The 19,470-nt window shown below is 72.6% G+C and carries 15 protein-coding genes; 7 read left to right on the top strand and 8 right to left on the bottom strand.

Features of this window, described 5'->3' with window-relative positions; translation table 11 throughout:
- Window positions 1-181 precede the first annotated feature (181 nt).
- From ACIO1C_RS12505 to ACIO1C_RS12495, 3 genes are all read left to right on the top strand, one after another.
- The gene (locus ACIO1C_RS12505; RefSeq protein ID WP_401861757.1) at window positions 182-544 is read left to right on the top strand and encodes a DUF1304 domain-containing protein; all 363 of its coding nucleotides are present in this window, start codon (window positions 182-184) and stop codon (window positions 542-544) included.
- Entirely contained in the window at window positions 541-1,119 is a 579-nt protein-coding gene (locus ACIO1C_RS12500) for a TetR/AcrR family transcriptional regulator (protein WP_401861756.1), read from the top strand. The genes ACIO1C_RS12505 and ACIO1C_RS12500 overlap by 4 nt, the downstream gene beginning before the upstream one ends.
- A 201-nt stretch (window positions 1,120-1,320) precedes the next feature.
- A complete protein-coding gene (locus ACIO1C_RS12495) occupies window positions 1,321-2,769 on the top strand; it encodes a PP2C family protein-serine/threonine phosphatase (protein WP_401861753.1) in 1,449 nt (482 codons plus the stop codon).
- A 25-nt stretch (window positions 2,770-2,794) separates the two neighbouring features.
- Here the strand turns inward: ACIO1C_RS12495 and ACIO1C_RS12490 are convergent, their stop codons facing one another.
- The gene (locus tag ACIO1C_RS12490) at window positions 2,795-4,312 is read right to left on the bottom strand and encodes a hypothetical protein (protein ID WP_401861750.1); all 1,518 of its coding nucleotides are present in this window, start codon (window positions 4,310-4,312) and stop codon (window positions 2,795-2,797) included.
- A gap of 244 nt (window positions 4,313-4,556) precedes the next feature.
- Between ACIO1C_RS12490 and ACIO1C_RS12485 the strand changes: the two genes are divergently transcribed.
- Together ACIO1C_RS12485 and ACIO1C_RS12480 are read left to right on the top strand one after the other, a co-directional pair.
- Window positions 4,557-5,678 (top strand): aminoglycoside phosphotransferase family protein, encoded by a 1,122-nt coding sequence (locus ACIO1C_RS12485; protein WP_401861747.1) that lies wholly within the window; start codon window positions 4,557-4,559, stop codon window positions 5,676-5,678.
- Between the two features lie 291 nt (window positions 5,679-5,969).
- Window positions 5,970-7,964 (top strand): N-acetylmuramoyl-L-alanine amidase, encoded by a 1,995-nt coding sequence (locus tag ACIO1C_RS12480; protein ID WP_401861744.1) that lies wholly within the window; start codon window positions 5,970-5,972, stop codon window positions 7,962-7,964.
- Window positions 7,965-8,083: 119 nt separating this feature from the next.
- Here ACIO1C_RS12480 and ACIO1C_RS12475 read toward each other — a convergent pair whose 3' ends face one another.
- The 6 genes from ACIO1C_RS12475 to ACIO1C_RS12450 form a co-directional block, all read right to left on the bottom strand.
- Window positions 8,084-9,196 (bottom strand): chemotaxis protein, encoded by a 1,113-nt coding sequence (locus ACIO1C_RS12475; protein ID WP_401861741.1) that lies wholly within the window; start codon window positions 9,194-9,196, stop codon window positions 8,084-8,086.
- Window positions 9,197-9,359: 163 nt separating this feature from the next.
- Window positions 9,360-11,711, bottom strand: a complete 2,352-nt coding sequence (locus tag ACIO1C_RS12470; RefSeq protein WP_401861738.1) for a glycosyl hydrolase family 95 catalytic domain-containing protein — start codon at window positions 11,709-11,711, stop codon at window positions 9,360-9,362.
- A 182-nt stretch (window positions 11,712-11,893) separates the two neighbouring features.
- Window positions 11,894-12,394 carry a hypothetical protein gene (locus ACIO1C_RS12465; protein WP_401861735.1) on the bottom strand — a complete coding sequence of 167 codons (501 nt, stop codon included), beginning with the start codon at window positions 12,392-12,394 and terminating at the stop codon, window positions 11,894-11,896.
- A 210-nt stretch (window positions 12,395-12,604) separates the two neighbouring features.
- A complete protein-coding gene (locus ACIO1C_RS12460) occupies window positions 12,605-12,847 on the bottom strand; it encodes a DUF397 domain-containing protein (protein ID WP_401861733.1) in 243 nt (80 codons plus the stop codon).
- A gap of 94 nt (window positions 12,848-12,941) precedes the next feature.
- On the bottom strand, window positions 12,942-13,397 hold the full coding sequence (locus ACIO1C_RS12455; protein ID WP_401861730.1) for a VOC family protein: 456 nt from the start codon (window positions 13,395-13,397) through the stop codon (window positions 12,942-12,944).
- 60 nt (window positions 13,398-13,457) lie between these two features.
- Window positions 13,458-14,930, bottom strand: a complete 1,473-nt coding sequence (locus ACIO1C_RS12450; protein WP_401861728.1) for an alpha/beta fold hydrolase — start codon at window positions 14,928-14,930, stop codon at window positions 13,458-13,460.
- A 203-nt stretch (window positions 14,931-15,133) separates the two neighbouring features.
- On the opposite strand from ACIO1C_RS12450, the gene paaK reads away from it, so the two are divergent.
- Window positions 15,134-16,417, top strand: coding sequence for a phenylacetate--CoA ligase PaaK (gene paaK, locus ACIO1C_RS12445; RefSeq protein WP_401861725.1), 1,284 nt, complete (start codon window positions 15,134-15,136; stop codon window positions 16,415-16,417).
- Between the two features lie 39 nt (window positions 16,418-16,456).
- Here paaK and ACIO1C_RS12440 read toward each other — a convergent pair whose 3' ends face one another.
- A complete protein-coding gene (locus ACIO1C_RS12440; RefSeq protein WP_401861722.1) occupies window positions 16,457-17,563 on the bottom strand; it encodes a calcium:proton antiporter in 1,107 nt (368 codons plus the stop codon).
- A 109-nt stretch (window positions 17,564-17,672) separates the two neighbouring features.
- On the opposite strand from ACIO1C_RS12440, the gene ACIO1C_RS12435 reads away from it, so the two are divergent.
- On the top strand, window positions 17,673-19,403 hold the full coding sequence (locus ACIO1C_RS12435) for a serine hydrolase (protein ID WP_401861720.1): 1,731 nt from the start codon (window positions 17,673-17,675) through the stop codon (window positions 19,401-19,403).
- The last annotated feature ends 67 nt before the right edge of the window (window positions 19,404-19,470 follow it).

The raw sequence follows: 19,470 nt of genomic DNA, 5'->3' as shown, positions 1-19,470 counted from the left end.
CGGGGTTGACCGGATGACGATGCGAACATGCTCTCACTTCTGTTAGATACCGTAACTCTCACGACGGGCCATCGCAAGGGCGGGAGTCATCACAAGGAGGGGGCCGGGGCGGCGCCCTCATGGACAGGTGTCTAGACTTCCGGGACACTTGTCCAGAAGTTCTCTATCGGGGGATCCCGTCATGCAGACAGCCGCGAACGTCCTGGTCGGCCTGTTGGCCGCGCTCCACGTCTACATCCTGGTGCTGGAGATGTTCCTGTGGGAGCGCAGACAGGGCCGCGAACTCTCCGGCTTCGACGCGGACATGGCCAGGGCGACGGCCGCGCTCGCGGGCAACCAGGGTCTCTACAACGGCTTCCTGGCCGCCGGGCTCATATGGGGGCTGATCGTCTCCGACCCGACCGGCTTCCGCGTGCAGGTCTTCTTCACGATCTGCGTGACGGTCGCGGGCCTGTACGGCGGCCTCACCGCGAACAGGCGCATCCTCTTCGTCCAGGCGCTGCCCGGCGCGGTCACCCTGGCCGTCGTCCTGGCGGCCGGATGACCGCCCTTCCGCCCGGCGGCGGGGGCGATCCGCGGACGGCCGGGACACGCGCCAGGCTGCGGCAGGCGCTGCTCGACGCGTGTGCGGAGCGCCCGCTGGACGAGATCCGGGTCGCCGCGCTGGCCCGCCGGGCGGGGCTCGGCCGGGCGACGTTCTACCTGCACTACGCCGATCTCCAGGCGCTGGCGGTCGACGCCTGCGCGGAGGTCGTACGGGATGCGGTGGACGCCCTGCACGCGTGGCGGGGCATTCCCGATCCACGGACGCCGCCGCCCCCGCTCACCGCGTTCTTCGTCGGCCTGACCCCGCACGCGGCGCTGTACCGGACCTTGCTGCGGCCGGGGGGCGGCGGCCCGCTGGGCGAACTGCTCCACCGTCAACTGCGCGAGCGCAGCAGGGCGGAGCGCGCGCTCGCGGGCGCGCCCGCCCCCGACCTGATCGCGTCGGCGGTGGCGGCGGTCTTCGCCGGGGTGCTGGCCGACTGGCTGCACGGCCTGGTCGAGGACACCCCGGAGGACATCGCCACCCGGATCTGGCGCCTGCTGGTGGCGCTCCACCGCCTGCCGGTCACCTGAGGCCTGCCGTAGGGCCGCCGGACGCGGGACTGGCGGACGCGGGACTGTCCGAAGCCTCCCGATGTGCAGCCGCTGACATATGCCTTCCGCATGACCCCGTCGAGTGTGGCCAATCGGCCCACGGGCCTCCCGTGCCTGTGCGACAGTCTTAATGGTCCATCATCCGGACCAGGCAGTGCCGCCGCCCCATCGGAGTTCGAGATGCCGTCCCCTCTGTTCGCGGACCGTCCCGCCCCACAGCCTCCCGAGCGGGGCTCGGTCGACGCCCTGATCAGGCAGACCCGCAGGCTCCGCGGAGACGTGGACGCCGTACGCCGGGACGCCTCGGCCGAGGCCGACGACGACATCCTCCGGCGCTGGCAGCGCGCGCTCTGCGACCTGGCCGTACACCAACTGGACGATCTCGGCGCCCACTTGGACCAGCTCAGGGCCGGCAAACCGGATCTGTCGGACGACCTGCGGGACGGCATCCCCGCCCAGGGAACGACCGCCCGGCCGCCCGCCGCGCGTCCCGCCCCGCTCACCGGCCGGGTCGGCAGCGCCGAATGGAACCTCCTCACCGACGAGGTCACCTGGTCGGACGAGTTGTACGAGATCTTCGGACGCCCGCAGGAGTCGGGCCCGTTGTCGCTCGACGAACTGCCGTCGCTGCTGTTCCCCGAGGACCAGGCCCTGCTCACCGCGATGGTGACGGCCTGTCTGATCGACGGGCGGCCCATCGACGGGGAGTTCCGGATCCTCACCGCCCAGGGCCGGGTCCGTACGCTGCACATGATGGGCGAACCGGTCCTCGACACGGGCGGCTGCACCGCCTCCATGTGGGCGGTCCTGCGCGATGTCAGCGCCCTGCGCCGCAGCGAGCGGGCCCTGCGCGACACCCGTGACTCGGTCCAGCGGCGGCAGCACCTCGTACAGACCGAAGAGCGGCTGGTGGCCGAGTTGCAGGAGGCCGTACTCCCCACGCGTGGAGGCTCGTTGGAGCTGGCACGGAACGGACCGGCCGCACTGGACCTGGCCGCCCGCCATCTCCCCGCCGCGTCGTCGCCCACCGCTCGCGGCGACTGGTCCGACGCGCTCGACCTGCCCGGCGGGGACACCCTGGTGACGGTCGGGGACCTCCCGGGACAGGGCGTGGCGGCCGCCTCCACCCTGGCGATGCTGCTCGGGGCCCTGCGCGGGATGGCCGTGGCGGGCATCGAGCCCGGCGCCCTCCTCGGACATCTCAACCAGCTCCTGGAGACGTCGCGGCAACCCGCGCTCGGCAGCGCGCTCTGTGCCCGCTACCGGCCGGCCACCGGCACCTTCGTGTGGGCGCAGGCGGCGAACCCCGCCCCGTTGCTGTTCCGCGACGGGACGGGGCGCGCGCTCACCCCGCCGGACGGGGTGCTGCTCGGGGCGACGTCGGGCGCCGCGTACGAACAGGCCGACGTCCGCCTCCTCCCCGGTGACGTGCTCGTACTGCACACCGACGGAGCGGGCCGTGCCGGAACGGAGGCACGGCAGAATCACCTCCTCGCGCTGGCGCCCCTGTTGACCCGGGCCCGCTCGGCGCGGGAGTGCGCGGAGACGATCGTCGCGGAACTCGGCGGGGCCGAACGCACCGACGACGCCTGTGTGATGGTCGCCAGACCGGACGGACGGACGGCCTAGACGGATCGTCCGGTGGACGGACGGCCTAGACGGATCCGTAGGTCTTCCTGGCCGGGCCGAGCACGGACGACTTCCCCTGGCTCTTCTTCGGCATGGAGAGTTCGATCTCCTCCCGTAGATCCTGGACCTTCGCGTAATCCGCGTACTGACCGGTGAGCCGGTACATCTCGCGCAGCCGGTCCCAGGTGCGGAGCGAGGAGGTCTCCCTTATCGACACCAGGGCCAGCCGGGCGTAGGTCGCCGCCTGCTCCGGGTCGTCCGCGATGAAGCAGGCGGAGGCCAGCGAGATGTGGTCGAAGATCTTCGACCGCTGCCGGCCGCTGACCCGCAGGTCCAGCGCCCTTCTGGCGTGGCGCTGGGCGCTGGCCGCCGCCGAGGGGTCGTGTTCGGCGAGCGTACGGAAGGCCAGGGCCTCCATCCCGTGCAGGTCGGCCTCGTCGAACATCTGCATCCAGCCGGGCGGCTCCACGTCCCCCTTGTCCGAGACGAAGAGGTCCTCCGCCTCGCCCAGGGTGCGGCGCATGGCCTGCCCGCGCCCCAGGGACGCCTGCGCCCACGCCTCGATGGTGTGGAGCATGGCGCGGGTACGGGGCAGAGCCTCCTCACCCGATCCCGACCTGGCGAGCTTCACCAGGTCGAGGGCGTCGTCGGGCCGGCCCAGATGGATCATCTGGCGTGCGGCTCTGGAGAGGGCCTCCCCCGCGCGGGGCCGGTCGCCCCCCTCGCGTGCCGCGTGGGTGGCGATGACGAAGTACTTCTGGGCGGTGGGTTCGAGGCCGACGTCGTGGGACATCCAGCCCGCGAGGACGGCGAGGTTGGCGGCGACGCCCCACAGGCGCCGCTGGAGATGGTCGGGGTGACGGTAGGCGAGCATGCCGCCCACCTCGTTGAGCTGGCCCACCACGGCCTTGCGCTGAAGTCCGCCGCCGTGGGAGGCGTCCCACGCGCGGAACACCTCGACGGAACGCTCCAGCGCCTCGATCTCCTGCGACCCGATGGGGGCGGCCTCGTAGCGGTCGAACCCAGCGGGGTCGGCGTGCAGGGGAGCGTTGAGCCGGGGGGCGTCGTACGAGAGGACGGGGTCGTGATGCAGCCAGTCGTGCATGGCACTGCTGAGTGCGGAGCCGGTGGCGAGCGCGGCGCCCGCGCCCACCAGGCCGCGTCGGTTGAGCATGAGGTCCATTCCCGTGAATTCGGTGAGGACCGCCGCCGTCCGTTCGGGCGCCCACGGCAGGCCGTCGGGGTTCTCCGCACTCCCGGCGTCCTGTCGTTTCCCGGCGCGCCCGGACCGTTCAAAGCCGAGGTCCTCGATGGTCACGACACGACCGAGCCGCTCGGTGAACAGCGCTGCCAGCACCCGCGGCACGGGATCGCGCGGGGTCTCCCCCATGTCGATCCAGCGCCGTACGCGCGAGGTGTCCGTGGCCAGTTGGGGGTGGCCCATGGCCGCCGCCTGTCGGTTCACCAGCCTCGCGAGTTCGCCCTTGGACCAGCCGGCCAGGCCGAACAGATCCGACAGACGGGTGTTGGGTTCGCCGCTCACGTCAAGCCCCCAGGTTCTCGGCCGACTTCGACACTAACCCCCCGTCAGATGCCGGCAGAGGGGTGGCGACTATTCGCCAGGGTTCGCCAGGGTGCGCCAGATGGTGTGCCACCCGCGCGCCGGTGTCGGGTAGGAACGCGCCACCCCGGCCCGGCAGCCGGCCGTACTCCCCAGGGTGCGGACCGGCCGCCGGGACGGGAGGCGCGCGCTCATCAGTCGGCACACGAAGGGATCTGTCTCGCCCATGTACACAGCATCGTCCTCCGTGTCCGCCCCGCCCCGGTCGACGCGTACGGTCGCGCCCGGCAGCGGACCGTACCTCGACCCCACGAACGCTCCCCGGCGCTGGGCCGGGGCGGTCAAACAACCGCTCAGCGGGAGACTCGACTTGTCCGGCCCCCAGGGCGCGCAGCTGCGGATGGCGATCGCTTCGGTGCACCGGATCTGTCCGGAGTTCAATCCGGTGCAGGTCCTGCGCCGCAGCGGGCGGTCCGTCCTGCTCGTCGGATCCACCGGGCGCACCACCGCGGTCGCCAAGTGCCTGCTGGACCACTCGCCCGTCTGGGCGGAGCGGTTCCGCCACGAAATAGCCGCTTATCGCGCGTTCGTGCGGCACCGGCCGCCGGTACGCGTACCGCGCCTCATCGCCGCCGACCCCGACAACTGCACGCTGGTCGTCGAGCGGATGCCCGGCCGCGCGGCGGCGCTGGCCCGCCACCCCGTGGAGGCTCCGCCCCGGGCCGACGTACGGGCCGCGCTCGGCGCGATCGCCCGGCTCAACACCTGGCGGCCGCCGCCCGGCATGTTCGACGCCCCCCTCGACTACGCCTCACGGATCGCCCGCTACCACGAGCTGGGCCTGTTCACCGACCGGGATCTGGGCGATCTCCAGAAGCTGCTGCACGGCCTGGCGGCCGGCCGGCAGGGCGCGGGCCAGTTCTGCCACGGCGACGCGCTGCTCTCCAACATCCTGCTGTCCCCGGCGGGCCCGGTGCTCGTCGACTGGGAGCACGCCGGGTGGTACCTGCCCGGGTACGACCTCGCGACGCTGTGGGCGGTGCTCGGGGACGCCCCGGCGGCGCGCCGGCAGATCAGCCAGCTCGCCCAGGCCCCGGGACCGGCGGCCCGGGACGCCTTCCTCGTCAATCTGATGCTCGTACTGACCCGGGAGATCCGGATGTACGAGACGGCCGTGCAGCGCGCCATGCGGGAGACGCAGCCGCCCGCCGCGGGCGCGGCGCAGGCCGCGTCCTCCGGGCAGGGCGGCCCGCCGACCGGCGAGGAGCAGCGGTTGCTGCTCAGGCGCCTGCACGACGACTGCGCGATGGCCCGCCGGGCCGTGCGCGCGGCGGTCGGGACCCGCTGACACGGGGAGACCCCGGTCGCACGGGGAGAACCTGAAAAGGCCGCACCGCCGCGCGCCCCGTACCGACAGACGGGGCGCGCGGCGGTGTGCGGTGTTTCCTATACGGTCATTGGTTCATTCCACTGACGCGCCGCAGGCCCGGGCGCCACCATCACGAAACCTCCCGACACGCGAGCTGACGTGCGAAATCCTTGTCGTGGCGCCTGATTGACGGATCGTCCGGAAGCCGATACCCCTGTAGCGAGCCAGAGCTACCGGCATCTCGCGCACCACCCGTCACTGGAGGCCGCATTGCCCCGTTCCGTCCCCCCACGACCGAGGAACGTACGCGGACGCACGCTCGGAGCGGGAGGTGTCCTGGCGGCGGCCGCGCTGCTCCTGCCGCTGGTGTCGGCCGCTCCCTCCGCCACCGCGGAACGGCCCGGATCCGGCACGTTGCAGACCCGGTTCGAGGCCGCCGCCGCGCGGTACGACGTGCCGGGGAGCGTGCTCCTCGGTGTCGCGTACCTCCAGTCCCGCTGGGACACCCACAGCGGCGCGCCGAGCGTCACGGGCGGCTACGGGCCGATGCACCTGACCGACGCGCGGACCGCGCTCGCCGACGCCCCGCACCACTCCGACGGTACGGAGGACGCGCGCGGTGACTCGGCCCGCCCGGTCAAGGTGGCCGCGCCGGCCGTCGCGACGGGGACGGCGGTGCCGAAGACGTCGGAGCTGCCCGCGCGGCTGCGCACCCTGGACCGGGCCGCCCGTCTGACCGGGCTGCCCGCGAAGGACCTGCGGGAGAGCCCCGCCGCGAACATCGAGGGGGGCGCCGCGCTGCTGGCCGCCGCCCAGCGTGAGCTGGGCAAGCCGCTCGGCGGCGATCCGGGCGACTGGTACGGCGCGGTCGCGCGGTTCTCGGGGGCCGACGACTCCGCGACCGCCGCGACGTACGCGAACGACGTGTTCGCGGTGATCAGGGACGGCGAGCGGCGCACCACGGACAACGGGCAGCGGGTGGCGCTGCGCGCGGTGCCCTCGGTCGCGCCCGACACGTCCCAGCTGCCGGCGCTCGGACTGCGCAGGACGGGCGCCGCCGGGACGGAGTGCCCGCGCACGGTCGCCTGCGAGTGGATCCCGGCGCCGTACGAGGAGTTCGGCGAGGGCGACTACGGCAACCACGACCTGGCCGACCGGCCCGCGTCGCAGACGGTCGACTCGATCGTCATCCACGACACCGAGGGCTCCTGGGACACCACCCTCAAGCTGGTGCAGGACCCGACGTACGTGTCCTGGCACTACACGCTGCGCTCGTCGGACGGGCACATCGCCCAGCACGTGCCGGTGAAGGACGTCGCGTGGCACGCGGGCAACTGGTACACGAACGCGAAGTCCGTGGGCCTGGAGCACGAGGGCTTCCTGATCGCGCCGGACGCCTGGTACACGGAGGCGATGTACCGCACGTCGGCCCGGCTGGTGGCGTACCTGGCGGAGAAGTACGACATCCCGCTGGACCGCCAGCACATCCTCGGGCACGACACCGTTCCGGGGCCGACGGCCGCGACGGTCCCGGGGATGCACACGGATCCCGGCCCGTACTGGGACTGGGCGCACTACTTCCAGCTGCTGGGCAAGCCGTTCAGGGCGACGGCGGGCGCGGACGCCGGTGTGGTGACGATCCGCCCCGACTTCGCCGCCAACCAGCCCTCGTACACCGGGTGCGTGACGGCGGGTGACGCCTGCGCGCCGCACGGTTCGGGCGCGGTACGGCTGCACACGGCGCCGGACGCGAACGCGCCGCTGGTGAAGGACATCGGGCTGCGGCCCGGCGGCCAGGACTCCACGACCGGCGTGAACGACGTCGGCGCGCGGGCCTCGACGGGCCAGCAGTTCGCGGTCGCCGGGCGTGAGGGCGACTGGACGGCGGTCTGGTACCTCGGCCAGAAGGCGTGGTTCGAGAATCCCCGCAGGCAGCCGACGGCCGTGGGTTCCAAGGCCTCGGTGCTGACGCCGAAGGACGGTCTCGCGGAGGTGCCGGTGTACGGGCGCGCCTATCCGGAGGCGTCCGCGTATCCGGCGGGTGTCCCCGTCCAGGCCGTGTCCGCGCTGCCGTACAAGCTGCTCACCGGGCAGCGGTACGTGGTCGGTGACAAGGTGCCGGGCGAGTACCTGTACGCCACGACCTTCGCGACCGCGGGTCACCAGGTGGTGCGGGGCAAGGAGCAGTACTACGAGATCCAGTACGGACACCGGATCGCCTATGTGAAGGCGTCGGACGTCACCGTGCGGTCGTCGGCACACTGACCGCCGGACACCAGAAACGCCGGGCGCCGTCAGCCTGTGGGGGTCCGACGGCGCCCGGTCCCCTGTCCGCCCCGGTCCCCGTACCTCAGTGGCGACCCCCGTACGTCGATCCCCGTACGTCAGTAGCGCAGTACGGCGGCGATCCTGTCCTGCCCGGCGAGCGCGTCGTCCGGCAGGAACACCACCTCGGCGCCCCCGTCGAGGGCCGACTCGACCAGTTCGTCGACGATGTCGTCCTGGACGCGCACGCCGGGACCCTGCCCGTCGCGGTCCTCCACGGGCACCAGGTGCCCTTCGCTGATCCGGACGGACTGGCGGTAGTGGTCCTCCACCGCGATGACCTCGGCGCGCTTCTCCCGTACCGACTCCCAGACCTCGTCCAGACCCGCGGCGAACGTCCTGCGTCCCTTGGCCGCGTCGAGCTTGTCGAACAGTTCGCGCTGCTCCCGCCGGTCGTGCGCCGCCCTCACCGGCTCGATCTCCTGCCGCAGGAGCGACGCGGGCCCCTCGGCCAGGCCGCCCTTGACCAGCCGGCCGACCGCGCAGTGGGTGGCGCTGCCCGCGTCCTCCAGGAGGGCGAGGGCGGGCGCGAGGCCGACGACGTAGAGCGGCCGGGAGTGCCGGGCCAGCACCGATCCCACGGCCCGGTCGACCGACCGCAGGAACTGCCGGGTCTCCTCGTCACGGAAGGCGCCCGGGTCGCCGACGCGCTCCTCGTGTTCGGGGTCCCAGGTGTCCTCGGGCGGGGTCATCGGGAACCCGTCGTCGCGGTGCTCGTGGAGCGTGTCGCCGGACCCGTCCCAGAGCGTCGCGCGGTCGGCCGCGACGCTCAGTGCCCAGTACGGGCGTGACTGGGCGGTGGCGGCCACCAGGTTCCTGGTGAGGTAGGTGTCGCCGAGGACGACCTGCTCGGGGACCTCGCGGGGCAGGTACCAGATCCGGTAGTCGAGGGTGTCGGCGAGGATCAGCAGCCCGTCGAGCGTCTGCCTCAGGTCCACCTCGGCGACGGCCCGGCCGATCCGGCTCTTGACGGCGGTCCTGGCCGCCCGGTCCAGTCCTGGCTCGGTCTCCAGCCTGCGCCACGCCTCGGCGAGGAGATTGCGCAGCCGTACCGTGTCCTGGTCGTGGTGGGGGTCACGGCGGTGCGTGGGCATCGTGAGGGACACCGCGGGATACGGGCGCGGGGTGCGCAGTTCCCGCAGGACGTCGGGCGTCAGAGCGTTGTTGTCCATGCTGTCCCTTCGCTCGATGAAGGTCCGGCAGCGGGCGGACGGCCGGCCGGTGCGCGGGCCCCCATACGTCCATCCATTTTGCGCGCAGGGACGGCGTTTCGCAGGTCGGTCGGCCGCTGTCCCCGGCGGTCACGCACGACGGCCGGGGACAGGCGGGCGGGCGTCAGGCGTGGAAGACGTACGTCCTGCCCGCCGTCGCCCGGAACCTGCGCTCGCCGCCCGGCAGCAGGGTGCTGCGTACGGTCAGCTCGCCCGTACGGCTCGCGCGCAGCGTGACGCGGGTGGCGCGGCCGCCGGCCCAGACGAGGTCGAGCGTGGCGCCGCCGCGTGCCCGCAGGCCGGTGACACTGCCGTCCTGCCAGGACGCGGGAAGGGCGGGAAGGATCTCGATCGGCCCGTGCTGGCTCTGGACGAGCATCTCGGCGATCCCGGACGTGGCGCCGAAATTGCCGTCGATCTGGAACGGCGGATGGGTGTCCCAGAGGTTGGGCAGGGTGGAGCTCTTGAGCTGCTCGGAGAGCATCTTGTGCGCGTGGTCCCCGTCCCGCAGGCGCGCCCAGAAGTTGATTTTCCAGGCCTTGGACCAGCCGGTCCCGCCGTCGCCGCGCGCGGTCAGCGAGACCTTGGCGGCGTCGGCCCACTCGCTGCCCGCCTGGATCTGCCGGCCGGGGTGCAGCGCGAAGAGGTGCGAGACGTGGCGGTGGTCGTTGGTGGGGCTGTCCAGGTCGGTCTTCCACTCCTGGAGCTGCCCCCAGGAGCCGACGCGCAGGCCGGGGTCGAGCTGCGCGAGCGTGTCCTGGAGCCGGGTGCGGAAGGCGGGCGCGTCGCCGAGGGTCCTGGCGGCCTCCAGCGTGTTGGTGAGCAGGTCGTGGACGATCTGCTGGGACATGGCGGCGCCCGCCGTGAAGTCGCCCTGTTCCGGCGAGTAGCTGGGGGTGACGACCAGCGTGCCGTCCCGTGGGTCCGTACGGAGGTTGGCGAGCCAGAACTCCGCCGCCTCCTTCATCACGGGGTAGGCGGTGGTGCGCAGGTACTCGGTGGAGCCGTTGAAGCGGTAGTGGTCGTACAACTGCTGGGTGAGCCAGGCGGCGGCCTCCGGGAACCAGAAGGACGTCGCCCAGTTGTGGACGCCGGTGAAGCCGTACGGATTGGTCTCGTTCTGCACGACCCAGCCGCCCGAGCCGAAGATCTCCTGGGCGCTGCGGCGGCCGGGGGCGCGCATGGCCTCGACGTAGCGGTCGTAGGGGGCGGTGGTCTCGGCGAGGTTGGTGACCTCGGCGAGCCAGTAGTTCATCTGGAGGTTGATGTTGACGTGGTAGTCCGCCGACCAGGGCGGGTCAGTCACGTTGTTCCACACGCCCTGGAGGTTCGCGGGCAGTGAGCCCGCGCGTGAGGAGGCGATCAGCAGATAGCGCCCGTACTGGAAGAAGAGGGCTTCGAGCGCCTTGTCGGCGGGGGTCGTCCCGCCGGTGTAGCCGGCGAGCAGCCGGTCGGTGGGCAGGTCGGGGAGTTCCTGGCCGATGTCGAGCGAGACCCGGTCGAACAGCGCGCGGTGGTCGGCGACATGGCGGGTGCGCAGATCGGTGTACGAGCGGCGGGCCGCCGCGTCGACCGAGCCGGTGACGGCGGCGTGCGGGTCGCTGCCCCGGTAGCGCGGGTAGGTGTCGGCGTAGTCGGTTCCCGCGGCGAGGACGAACCACGCCTTGGTCGCGCCGGTGACGGTGAGGGTGCCGTCCGTCCCGGCCCGGACGCTGCCGCCCTCGGTCCGTACCCGTATCTGCGCTTCAAAGCGCAGCCCGTTGTCCTGGAGCGCGCCCCTCACCGTCAGCCGGTCGCCGCTCGCGGTGGCGGTGAAGTCCTGGCGCGGCGAGGTGTAGCGGAGGGTGAAGGCGACCTTGCCCGGCTGGTCGGCGCCGAACCGTCCCGCGATGACCTTGCCGGGGTAGGAGGCGAAGAACTCCCGTGTGTACGCGACGCCTTGGTGCGTGTACGAGACGGCGGCGAGGGCGGTGGAGAGGTCGAGGGAGCGCCGGTACGAGGCGTCGGGGGCGGCCGGCGCGCCGGGCACCGCGAATTCCAGGTCGCCGAAGACCTGGTAGGAGCCGAAGCCGTGCTTGGGCTGGCCCAGTTCGGCGACGACGGCTTCGGGGGTGAGTCTGCCCTCGGTGTCCAGACGCTGCTGGACGGAGGCGAGGACGCCGGGCCTGGGCTCGGTCCAGTTGCCGTGGTCGTAGCCGCCGGCGGCGCCGGGGCCGCCGGTCCACAGTGTCTTCTCGTTGAACGTGAGCCGCTCGGTGGCGAGCGTCCCGAACACGCTCGCGCCGAGGGCTCCACTGCCGATGGGCAGGGATTCCCGCTCCCAGTCGGCGGCGGGTGTCTGGTACCAGAGCGTCAAATCATCGGAGGGGTCGGCGGCGGCTGCGGTTCCGGCCAGTGCCGGAACTCCCAGTGCGACAGCGCCTGTTGCTCCCAGTGCGGACTTGATGGTGGTTCTGCGGCTCATCCCTGGAGTCATGGCCAGCACGGTAAAAGTCCGATGACTGATTTGGCAATAGACATGACAAATCAGCTCCGCGTGCGGGGCGGAGCTGATAACGGCGGGCGGGGGGTGTACGGGCCGGGCGGGCCCGGCCTTCCCGGCGGGCGCGGGAAGAGGTGGCGCGGAGGGAGGCGCGCCGGGTCGTGCGGGGGCGGCGCTCAGCCCTGCTGGAACAGCTCCGCGGGGAGCGGCTTGAGGAGCGCGTAGAGATCGTCGGTGATCGGCCGGTCCCAGCTGGCGATCGTCACGAGGACGTTGTCGCTGCGGTCGAACTGCACACAGGAGATGCGGCTTTCGGAGAGCTTGAGGCGCCGCACGATCATGAGGTTGTCGCCCTGCATCACCGGCATGTCCTCCACGCCCACGACCTCGACGGACTCCTCGTTCTCCAGCGCCAGCAGCAGCTGGGCCACCTCGAACGGGATCTGGCCGTCCAGCAGCTCCCGGGCCGGGGAGCCCTCGGGGAGGTTGCCGATGATCATCGCGGGGCCGCGGCCACCGAACAGGTCGTAGCGCAGGAAGACACCCTGGCAGCTGCCGTCGGGGGCGGGCAGCAGCCCGGCCCCGAGGTTCCCGGGCCAGTCACCCGGATCCATGGCCAGGACATCAAAATCCGGGCCCGCGGGTGTGGCGGCGCTGCGGCGGCGGAGAAAGGACATCCCACCATGGTACGGGTTCGCGACACCCCGATGGAGCCGGGTGGGAACAGTGGCAGAGCCTCGGAGAGCGTTCTCCAGGGCGCCTCAAGGGGGCGGGTTCCGGCCGGCGGAAACGGGTGGGGCGGATGGTGCGGATGTGGTGGGTGGTGCGGACCGCGGGGGCGGGGCGCCGCGCCCGCTCCCGGGGCCTCCTCCCCCGTACCGCACCCGTCAGGTGAGGTCGAACTCCCCCTCGCGCGCGTTGATCACGAAGGCCCGCCATTCCGCGGGGCTGAAAATCAGCGAAGGGCTTTCCGGCTTGCCGCTGTTGCGCATCGCGATGAAGCCCTCGACGAAGGCGATCTGGACATCACCCCTGCCCTGGCTGCCCGACCGCCACTCCGCATTGCTCAGGTCCAGCTCCGGCTTGTTCCAGCCCGTGAGCGGCTGATGGGTGGTGGTGCTTTCGGCCACGTCCTGCTCCTCCCGCTGCGTCGTCCCGGGCCAGACTATCGACCACCGCCGGTCCCGGACAGGCCACGATGGCACGACACTTGGAGCACGCCACTCAGACCACGCAGAACTCGTTGCCCTCCGGGTCCGCCAGCAGGACGGCATAGTGCCCCGACTCCGGGTCGTCCGTGATCCGCAGGACGCCGGCGCCCGCTCCGACCAGTCGTTCCACCGTCGTGGCGACCCGCCGCGCGCGGACCGCCAACGGGACGTCGCGCCCGCCACCGACCTTCAGGTCGAGGTGTATCCGGTTCTTGGCGGCCTTCCGTTCCGGAACCTCCTGGAACCACACCCGCGGCCCCCGCCCCGCAGGGTCGACGATCGACTCCGGGGTGTCGCCCGCCCCGGCGGGCAGTTCCTCCTCCGGCACCCCGGCGGCCGCCCAGTACTCCCGCCACGTGGCATGCCCGCCCGGCGCGGGTTCTGGTTCGTACCCGAGAGCCTCGCTCCAGAACGCCACCAGCCTCCGGGGGTCGGCGCAGTCGATCGTCAGTTGCAGTGTCATCTCCATGGCGCGAGCCTGGCAGACACCTCTGACAGTCACGTGGGACGGACAGGCCGCGGTGCCGCCCTAGATGCCGAACTCCCTTACCGCCGCCAGGAATTCGGCGGGGCGCGCGCTGTGGACCAGGTGTCCCGCGTCGATCGTGACCAGCCGGGCGTCCGGCACACGTTCCGCCAGCCACGTGAACTTCTCCTGTGCGACGTGGCTCTTTGGGCCGCCCGCGATCACCAGCGTCGGCGCCGTGATCCGGCCGAACCCCTCCCGCCACGCGGGGTCCGGTGTGTTCAGCTCCGCGTCCACGGCGGGCACGAGCGGCCAGTCGTAGTCGAGGTCGCCCTCCTCCCGCACGGCCGGCGGGCGCGGCGGGTCCAGGGGCAGGAGCGGCGGGCTCTCCTCCAGGACGAGCCGGCCGAACAGCTCCGGGGACTCCTGCGCCAGCAGGTACGCCGCGAAGCCGCCCATCGAGTGGGCCACGACGTCCACCCCGGTCAGCCCGAGCGCGGCCAGGAAGCCGCGCAGCTCGTCGCGGTAGCGCGCCAGCCCGTACCCGCCCGGCCAGTCGCTCAGGCCGTGCCCGCTGAGGTCGGGGGCGACGACCCACCGGTCGCGCGCGAGATCCCCGGCGATCTCCGCCCAGTCACGGCTGCTGCCGCACCTGCCGTGCAGGAGCACCACCGGCGGCGCGTCCGGCTCGCCCCACGTGCGGTAGGCGAGCCGTACCCCGTCCACGTCGACGCTGCGCACCTCCGGGTCCAGGAACGCCGCGACCGTACGGACGAACGCGCCCGGTTCGTCCAGCCAGGGGAAGTGCGCCGCGCCCGGCACCACCGCTGCCCGGGCGTCCGGGAACAGCTCCACCAGCGCCCGCGCCCGCTCCGGGCGGGGACCGCCGTCCAGCTCCCCCGCCAGCACCAGCACCGGTACGTCCAGCGTGCGCAGCGCGGCCCGCGTCGCGGCCGGGTCGAACGCGCCCTCCGCCGAGTACAGGGCGGCCGCCTCCCGGTTCATCTGCCCGTCCGAGGCGGCGGAGAAGGCCCGCGCCGCGTCGTCCCAGCGTCCGTAGTTGAAGGGCGTCACCGCCGCCCACGCCCCGGGCGACTCGCGGCCGGCCACGATCCCCTCGAAGGCCGCGAGGGCCGCCTCGTACCACGGCTCACCGGAGCGCAGGGCCATCGCCTCCCGCCGGTCCTCGTCGGTCGGCTCGATCCCGGCCGCCGGGACGACGGGCGCCACCAGCGTGAGCGAGCGCACCCGGTCCGGGTACCGCGCCGCGTAGAGCGCGGCCAGGCTCCCGGACGCCGAGTGGCCGAGCAGGTCCATCCGCTCCAGGCCCAGGTGGGCGCGCAGCGCCTCGACGTCGTCGACCTGCCGGTCGCAGCGGTACGTCGCGTGGTCCGCCGGGACCCCGGAGCCGCCGGTGCCCCGCAGGTCGAGCAGGACCAGCCGGCGGTACGCGGCCAGCCCTCCCAGGTCGCCGAGGTACTCCGACGCCCGCATGGGGCCGCCGGGCAGGCACACCAGCGGCTCCCCCTCCCCCACCAGGTGGTAGGCGAGTTCCGTCCCGTCGTACGCGCTGATGTCGGCATGGTCCGATCCTCCCGGTCCCCCGCCGATCGTGCCAATGGCGTTCCGCGCCGGGTGAACACACCCCTTGACGGCCGGGAGCGGTCCTGGATTACTGACCCCGGGACCGGTCGACCGAATGATCGGTCGTCCGGATGTCGACCGGGGAGAACAACGCCATGACACCTCTGCTGGACGCGGCGGAGCAGCTCGGCCGTGAGGAGCTGGCCGTACTCCAACTGGCGCGCCTGCGGGCCACTCTGCGGCACGTGTACGACCACGTCCCCTTCTACCGGCAGGCCTTCGACAAGGCGGGCCTGCGGCCCGAGGACTGTCACTCGCTCGCCGATCTGGCCCGCTTCCCCTTCACCGCCAAGGCCGACCTGCGGGACAACTACCCCTTCGGGATGTTCGCCGTCGACCGGTCCGAGGTACGGCGGATCCACGCCTCCAGCGGCACGACGGGACGGCCGACCGTCGTCGGGTACACGGAGAAGGACCTGGACACCTGGGCCGACCTGGTCGCCCGCGCGATCCGGGCGGCCGGCGGGCGCCCCGGGCACAAGGTCCATGTGGCGTACGGATACGGGCTGTTCACCGGCGGCCTGGGGGCGCACTACGGCGCGGAGCGGCTCGGTTGTACGGTCATTCCCGCGTCCGGCGGCATGACCGCCCGCCAGGTCCGGCTCATCCAGGACTTCGAGCCCGAGATCATCATGGTGACGCCCTCGTACATGCTGACGCTCCTCGACGAGTTCGAGCGCCAGGGCGTCGATCCCCGGACGACCTCCCTGCGGGTGGGCGTCTTCGGCGCCGAGCCGTGGACGGAGGAGATGCGGCGGGAGATCGAGGAGCGGTTCGCGATCGACGCGGTCGACATCTACGGCCTCTCCGAGGTGATGGGCCCCGGCGTGTCGTTCGAATGCGTGGAGACCAAGGACGGGCTGCACATCTCGGAGGACCACTTCTATCCGGAGGTCGTGGACCCGTTCACCGGCGAGGTGCTGCCGGACGGCGAGGAGGGCGAGCTGGTCTTCACGTCGCTCACGAAGGAGGCGATGCCGGTCGTCCGCTACCGGACGCGCGACCTCACCCGGCTGCTGCCCGGGACGGCGCGGAATTTCCGGCGGATGGAGAAGGTCACGGGCCGGACCGACGACATGGTGATCCTCCGCGGGGTGAACCTCTTCCCCACCCAGATCGAGGAGATCGTGCTCCGTACGCCGGGGGTCGCCCCGCACTTCCAGCTGCGGCTGACCCGCGAGGGGCGGATGGACGCGCTGACGGTACGGGCCGAGGCGCGCGCCCTGGCCGGTCCTGGGGTCCGGGAGGAGGCGGCGCGGGCGATCGCGGCGGCCGTGAAGGACGGCATCGGGGTGTCGGTGAAGGTGGAGATCGTGGATCCGGAGACGCTGGAGCGTTCGGTGGGGAAGATCAAGCGGATCGTGGACCTCAGGGACTGAGCGGGGACGCCGGGCGCGTATGCCGGCCTGTCACCGGCCTCACGGGCTGATCGCCAGGAACACGAACGCGGCGAAGATCCCCAGGTGCACCCCGCCCTGGAGCAGCGTGGCCCGGCCGGGCGCCACGGTCAGCGCGCCGACCACGACGGTCAGGGCGAGCAGGACCATGTGGACGGCGTTGAGCCCGAGCACCAGCGGTCCGTCCAGCCAGATCGTGGCGAAGGCGATCGCGGGGACGGTCAGCCCGATGCTCGCCATCGCGGATCCGAGCGCCAGGTTGAGGCTCGTCTGTACGCGCTCGTGGCGGGCGGCCCGTACGGCGGCGATGGTCTCCGGCAGCAGCACCAGCAGGGCGATCACGACCCCGACGACGGCGTGCGGCAGCCCGGCCGACTCCACACCGGACTCGACGGTGGGCGAGACGGCCTTCGCGTCCCCGACGACGGCGATCAGCGCCACGAGGAGCAGCACCAGGCTCACGGTGGTCTCACGGCGGGTGGGCAGCGGGGCGTGCGTGTCCTCCTGCTTGAGATCACCCTCCTGGGTGACGGGCAGGAAGTAGTCGCGGTGGCGCACGGTCTGTACGGCGACGAACAGCCCGTACAGAAGCAGTGAGGCGACCGCGGCGAAGGCCAGCTGCTCGGTGGAGAACTGGGGGCCCGGCCGGCTGGTGGTGAAGGTCGGGAAGACGAGGGTGAGGGTCGCCAGGGTCGCGACGGTGGCGAGCGCGGCACCGGTGCCCTGCGCGTTGAACACGGCGATCCTGCTGCGCAGGGCCCCGACGAGCAGGCAGAGGCCGAGAATGCCGTTGCAGGTGATCATGACGGCGGCGAAGACGGTGTCCCGGGCGAGGGTGGCGGTCTTGGGGCCTCCGTCGATCATCAGGGTGACGATCAGCGCGACCTCGATGATCGTCACCGCGACGGCGAGGACGAGCGAGCCGAACGGCTCACCGACGCGGTGGGCGATCACCTCGGCGTGATGCACGGCGGCGAGCACGGCGCCCGCGAGGCAGAGGGCGATCAGCCCGACCGCGTACGGCGGTACGTGGCGCCCCCAGCTGAACACCAGGGCGACCACCGCGATCAGCGGCACCACCACGGTCCACCGGGACGTCAGTGCCCGGATGCCGGTGCCCGTCCTCATGCGCGTCACGCTGCCAGAGGGGGCGGGGGGCCGCGCGGTGGGCTGCGCCGTACGCCACGCGGGGGTTTCATGGCCGCACTGCTGATATTCCTTTCAGGGAGGCTGCCGGATGGGCGAGGACTGCCGGACGGCCGAGGACGCTGCGGGCGCCGTCCCGCCCCGGCTGCGGCGGCGGACCACCCTGCGGCACGGTTCCCCGGAGCGGGCCGGGCTGCTCGCGGGCCCGCTGGAGCGGCTGGTCGCTGAGGCGACCGCGTTCCTCGGCCCCTCCCCCACCCATCCCTGGTACGCGGGCGCCGTGCTGCTCGCCGGGCGTGGCGGGACGGTGGCGCTGCACCGGGCCCTCGGGAAAGCGGTGCGCTATCGCGCGTACGACGAGACGACCGGTGCCGGGGTGGAGTTCCCCGCGGATCAGCAGATCGCGACGGCCGAGGACACGGTCTACGACCTCGCGTCCGTGTCGAAGCTGTTCACCGCGATCCTGGCGGTCCGGCGGATCGAGAGCGGGGAACTGGACCTGGGCGCGCGGGTCACCACGTATCTGCCGGAGTTCGGGACGCGGGGCAAGGCGGACATCACGGTGTGCCAGCTGCTGACGCACACCTCCGGCCTGCGCGCGTGGGTCCCGCTGTACGGGGCGCCCACGCGGGAGGGCAGGCTCCGGATCCTGTGGAACGAGTCCCCGGCGCGTCCGCCGGGCAGGGGCTACCTGTACTCCGACCTCAACCTGATCACGCTCCAGCTGATCCTGGAGAAGATCACCGCTCGCACGCTGGATGTCCTGCTCCACGACGAGATCACCGCTCCGCTCGGGATGCACCGCACGCGCTACAACCCGCCCGCCTCGTGGAGGCCGGAGATCGCCGCCACCGAGGACTCCAGGCCGCCGTGGTCCGGGCTCGACCGGGGGCTGGTCCGGGGCCAGGTGCACGACGAGAACGCCTACAGCCTCGGTGGGGTCGCGGGGCACGCCGGAGTCTTCTCCCGCGCCTGGGACCTGGCGATCCTCGCCCGTACGCTCCTCAACGGCGGCGCGTACGGCCGGGCGCGGATCCTGCGTCCCGAGTCGGTGCGGCTGATGTTCACGGACTTCAACACCGCTTTCCCCGGGCACGCCCACGGCCTTGGTTTTGAGCTCTGCCAGCACTGGTACATGGGCGCCATGGCCACCCCGGGCTCGGCGGGGCACACCGGCTTCACCGGTACGAGCCTGGTCCTCGACCCGACGACGGACTCGTTCCTCATCCTTCTCAGCAACGCCGTGCATCCCGTGCGCGTTTGGCGCTCCGGGAGCGCCCCCAGGGTCGCGGCGGCGAACCTGCTGGCGCGGGCGGTGCCGGTCAGGTCCGGGCGGGGCCGTACGGCGTGGTTCCGCGGCCCGGCGGGTGTGGGGTCCCCGGCCACGCTCACCCTGCCGCCGCTGCGGCTCGCCGGCGGACCGGCCGTGCTGGAGGCCGCCCTGTGGTGGGACGCCGAGCCCGGCGCGGACGTGGCCTTCCTGGAGGCGTCCGCCGACGGTGGGGCGGGCTGGCGGCCGGTGCCCTTCACGACCGTACGTGCCGGTGTCCGGGACCGTCAGGAGCCGCAGGGGCACCCGGCGGGCTCGGTCGCGGGCTGGTCGGGCCGCGTGTGGCACCGGGTGACGGCTGATCTGACGGCCTGGCGCGGCGGCGAGGTCCGGCTGCGCTGGCGGTACGACACCGGCCGGCCGCACTCCGGCCGGGGCGTGTATCTGGACGGGCTGCGGGTCGAGGACGGCGGGCGCGTGGTCTTCGACGAGGCGCGGGAGGGGGACGCGGCGGGGATCGAGGCGGTGGGGTGGGTGGCGTCGGAGGACTGACGACCGCGACCGTCCGACTCGTACGACCACCCCACTCGTACGACCGTCCGACCCGTACGACCACTTC

Source organism: Streptomyces sp. NPDC087420, from assembly GCF_044744165.1.
GTDB lineage: Bacteria > Actinomycetota > Actinomycetes > Streptomycetales > Streptomycetaceae > Streptomyces.
Note: the sequence above shows the minus strand (reverse complement) of the source record. Positions and strands in the feature narration are given on the sequence as shown.

Bases quoted from the DNA above. Each gene is read 5' to 3' on its own strand.
- ACIO1C_RS12470 (WP_401861738.1), bottom strand. From the start codon at position 11,711: ATGACTCCAGGGATGAGCCGCAGAACCACCATCAAGTCCGCACTGGGA.
- ACIO1C_RS12485 (WP_401861747.1), top strand. From the start codon at position 4,557: ATGTACACAGCATCGTCCTCCGTGTCCGCCCCGCCCCGGTCGACGCGT.
- ACIO1C_RS12495 (WP_401861753.1), top strand. From the start codon at position 1,321: ATGCCGTCCCCTCTGTTCGCGGACCGTCCCGCCCCACAGCCTCCCGAG.
- ACIO1C_RS12440 (WP_401861722.1), bottom strand. From the start codon at position 17,563: ATGAGGACGGGCACCGGCATCCGGGCACTGACGTCCCGGTGGACCGTG.
- ACIO1C_RS12475 (WP_401861741.1), bottom strand. From the start codon at position 9,196: ATGGACAACAACGCTCTGACGCCCGACGTCCTGCGGGAACTGCGCACC.
- paaK (WP_401861725.1), top strand. From the start codon at position 15,134: ATGACACCTCTGCTGGACGCGGCGGAGCAGCTCGGCCGTGAGGAGCTG.
- ACIO1C_RS12455 (WP_401861730.1), bottom strand. From the start codon at position 13,397: ATGGAGATGACACTGCAACTGACGATCGACTGCGCCGACCCCCGGAGG.
- ACIO1C_RS12465 (WP_401861735.1), bottom strand. From the start codon at position 12,394: ATGTCCTTTCTCCGCCGCCGCAGCGCCGCCACACCCGCGGGCCCGGAT.
- ACIO1C_RS12435 (WP_401861720.1), top strand. From the start codon at position 17,673: ATGGGCGAGGACTGCCGGACGGCCGAGGACGCTGCGGGCGCCGTCCCG.
- ACIO1C_RS12500 (WP_401861756.1), top strand. From the start codon at position 541: ATGACCGCCCTTCCGCCCGGCGGCGGGGGCGATCCGCGGACGGCCGGG.
- ACIO1C_RS12505 (WP_401861757.1), top strand. From the start codon at position 182: ATGCAGACAGCCGCGAACGTCCTGGTCGGCCTGTTGGCCGCGCTCCAC.